This window comes from Luteibacter sp. P4_D7_3 (assembly GCF_056401735.1).
Genome location: NZ_JBFUIT010000371.1, coordinates 1 through 3,553 on the forward strand (window position 1 = coordinate 1; position 3,553 = coordinate 3,553).

A 3,553-nucleotide genomic window follows, 5' to 3' on the forward strand; every position below is an offset into this window, starting at 1 on the left:
GGGTAGTGCTCATGCTCAGGCGGCCTCGTCGTAGCGTGTGGCGGCGGTAGGATGGGTCTTCGGCAGACGCGCGTAGCGCGCCCGTTCGATCGCAGCGACCTCGGCGGCAGGCACGTAGTAATCCACGTCGCGGTCGTAGGTCCGCACGATGAAGGCAGCGATCATGCCGAGCAGCGAAGCGATCGCCAGCGGCCAGATGTGCCAGACCAGTGCGAAGCACAACGCGAGCGAGATGGCGGCGATGATGAAGCCCGCACCCGTGTTCCGCGGCATGTGGATGTCTTCGTACGCCGCCGGCTCGACGTACGCGGTACCCGCCTTCTTCGCATCCCAGTGCGGTTCCAGCGAGGTGATCACCGGCACGTGGGCGAAGTTGTAGAACGGCGCCGGCGAGGCGGTGGACCATTCCAGGCTACGGCCGTCCCAGGGGTCGCCCGTCATGTCGAGGTTGGCGTTCCGTTTGCGGATGCTGACGACCAGCTGGATGCCGAGCGCGGCGATGCCACAGGCAATCACCAGTGCGCCGATGAGCGCGACGACCAGCCATGGCTGCCAGGTGGGATCGTCATAGTGGTTCATGCGCCGCGTCATGCCATCCAGGCCAAGCACGTAAAGCGGCATGAAGGCGAGATAGAAACCGACCAGCCAGCACCAGAACGACACCTTGCCCCAGAACTCGTTCAGCGTGAACCCGAACACCTTGGGGAACCAGAAGCCGATCGCGGCCAGGCAGCCGAACAGCACGCCACCGATGATCACGTTATGGAAATGCGCCACGAGGAACAGGCTGTTGTGCAGTACGAAGTCCGCGCCGGGCACGGCCAGGAGCACACCGGTCATGCCACCGATGGCGAACGTGACCATGAAGCCGATCGTCCACCAGACCGAGGAGTGGTAACGGATGCGTCCGCGGAACATGGTGAACAACCAGTTGAACAGCTTCACGCCCGTGGGTATGGAGATGATCGACGTCATGATGCCGAAGAAGGCGTTGACGTTCGCTCCCGAACCCATGGTGAAGAAGTGGTGCAGCCAGACGAAGAACGACAGCACGCCGATGGACGAGGTGGCGTATACCATCGATTTATAACCGAACAACGGCTTGCCGGAAAACGTCGAGATGATTTCGGAGAAGGCACCGAAGCAAGGCAGGATGAGGATATAGACCTCGGGATGACCCCACACCCAGATCAGGTTGATGTACATCATCGCGTTCCCACCAAGCTCGTTGGTGAAGAAGTGCATGTCCAGGTAGCGGTCGGCGCTGAGCAGCGCGAGCGTGGCGGTCAACACGGGAAACACACCAATGATGAGGATATTGGTGATCAACGCCGTCCACGTGAATACCGGCATGCGCATCAAGGTCATGCCCGGTGCGCGCATGCGCAGGATGGTCACGACCAGGTTGATGCCGGTCAGCAAGGTGCCTAGCCCTGAAACCTGCAGCGACCATATGTAGTAATCCACACCCACCGTAGGGCTGTACCCGAGTTCGGACAGGGGTGGATACGCTACCCAGCCCGTCGCGGCGAAATCGCCGACGAACATGGACATCATCACTAGCACGGCGCCCACCGCGGACAGCCAGAAGCTAAGCGAGTTGACGAACGGAAACGCGACATCGCGCGCGCCGATCTGCAGCGGCACCACCACGTTCATCAGACCGAGGATGAGCGGCGTGGCGACGAAGAAGATCATGATCACGCCGTGGGCAGTGAAGATCTGGTCGTAATGGTGAGGTGGCAAATAGCCTGCGGAGCCGTTGGCAGCGATCGCTTGCTGCGCGCGCATCATCAGCGCGTCGGCGAAGCCGCGAAGAAGCATGACCAGCGCCAGGATGATGTACATCACCCCGATGCGCTTGTGGTCGACCGACGTCAGCCACTCGCGCCAGAGATAGGTCCACTTGCGATAGTAAGTCACGGCGGCGAGCAGGGCCGCGCCACCGAGCATCACGATAACCAGGGTACCCATGATGATGGGCTCGTGGAACGGGATGGCGGATAGATCGAGTTTGCCGAACATCGTGTTCAGTCCTTCGCCGGCGACGTTAAGGGAAGCGTTTCCGCATGCTGCGGATCGAGTACGGAGGGAATGCGGGCCACGGTGTCAGACGGGCCGCAGATTTCGCCACCGGCGGCCTTCGGCATGTATTGGTCGACCACGTGTTCGAACAAGCCAGGTTCGACCTTGCCGAACTTCCGCGCTGGCTCATGCTCGCTGGGTGCGGTGAGTGCGCGGTAGCCATCGGCAGTCAGCGCTGGCGACGACGTACGCGTGCGCTTGATCCAGTCCGCGAAGTCCGCATCGTTCACGGCGATCGTGTCGAAGCGCATGCCCGAGAAGCCGGCACCGCTAAACGCTGACGACCGGCCCGCATACGTACCCACCTCATCAGCGATCAGGTGAAGCCGCGTTTCCATGCCGGCCATCGCGTAGACCTGGCTACCGAGGCGTGGAATGAAAAACGAGTTCATCAACGAGTCGGCGGTCAGGTGGAACTCGATCGGCGTGTGCGCCGGGATGACCAGTTCGTTCACCGTCGCAATGCCGTAGTCGGGATAGATGAAAAGCCACTTCCAGTTGAGCGCGACCACCTCGACCTTCACGGGCGGGCGGTCCGAAGCGAGCGCTTTGTACGGATCGAGGGCGTGCGTGCTCCGCCAGATCAGCACGGCGAGCACGGCGACGATCACGCACGGAATGGTCCACACGACCACCTCGATCGTCGTGGAGTGCGACCACTCAGGCGCATAGGTAGCCTCGGTGTTCGTCGCGCGGTATCGCCAGAAGAAGTACAGGGTCAGCGCGATCACCGGAATCACCACGAGCAACATCAGGCCCGTCGAAAGCAGGATGAGGTGACGTTCCTGGTTGCCGATGTCGCCTTTGGGATTGAACAGGGCGAGACGGCAGCCCTGAAGGAGCAGCGCGCTGCCTACGGCGGCAAGGCGCAGCGCGGGCCGGTGGGTTCGGTGGAGCAGCGACGCAAACATGTATGCATCCATAAAGGGATGCATCGCATACTATGCATCTACAATATCCATACATCGGTGGCATTGTGACGCGGACAACCTCCATACAAGGGCTCGACTGGGCGGCGGCGCTCGACGAAGAGGGCCCGCGCTACCTGCAGGTGGTTCGCTTCATGGAAAGGGCCATCACCGACGGACGGCTGCGGCCGGGGGATCGCCTTCCGCCCCAACGCCAGCTGGCCACGGCACTCGGCATGGACCTGACCACGGTGACCCGGGCGTACGCGGAAGCCCGCCAACGCAAATTGCTGCACGCCAACGGCGCCATGGGAACCTTCGTCTCCGCGCCACGGTTCGATACCGCCCAGGTCGTGGACCTTGGCATGAATATCCCGCCCCCGCCCCAGGGCGTGGATCTCACCGCCTTGCTCAAGCGCGGCGTGGACCAGGTACTGACCCATACCGATTCGCACCTGTTGATGAGCTACCACCCAGGCGGTGGCAGTGATGTCGATCGCGCCGCCGGCGTCGCGTGGCTCGCCCCGATGCTGGGACGGCTGGAGAACGCGCGCGTCGTG

General features: G+C 62.5%; 3 protein-coding genes. 1 reads left to right on the top strand and 2 read right to left on the bottom strand.

All coding sequences use genetic code 11. From position 1 onward, the window contains the following. Nucleotides 1–15 precede the first annotated feature (15 nt). Together cyoB and cyoA are read right to left on the bottom strand one after the other, a co-directional pair. On the bottom strand, nt 16–2,025 hold the full coding sequence (cyoB, locus tag AC1DSN_RS20035; RefSeq protein ID WP_477332447.1) for a cytochrome o ubiquinol oxidase subunit I: 2,010 nt from the start codon (nt 2,023–2,025) through the stop codon (nt 16–18). 5 nt (nt 2,026–2,030) lie between these two features. Beyond that, a complete protein-coding gene (cyoA, locus tag AC1DSN_RS20040) occupies nt 2,031–2,996 on the bottom strand; it encodes a ubiquinol oxidase subunit II (protein ID WP_477296966.1) in 966 nt (321 codons plus the stop codon). Between the two features lie 65 nt (nt 2,997–3,061). Between cyoA and AC1DSN_RS20045 the strand changes: the two genes are divergently transcribed. Beyond that, nucleotides 3,062–3,553: GntR family transcriptional regulator (locus AC1DSN_RS20045; RefSeq protein WP_477332449.1), on the top strand; the 492-nt coding region annotated here is incomplete at its 3' end.

Excerpts from the sequence above, each read along its gene's own strand:
- cyoB (WP_477332447.1), bottom strand. The coding sequence starts at position 2,025 with ATGTTCGGCAAACTCGATCTATCCGCCATCCCGTTCCACGAGCCCATC.
- cyoA (WP_477296966.1), bottom strand. The coding sequence starts at position 2,996 with ATGTTTGCGTCGCTGCTCCACCGAACCCACCGGCCCGCGCTGCGCCTT.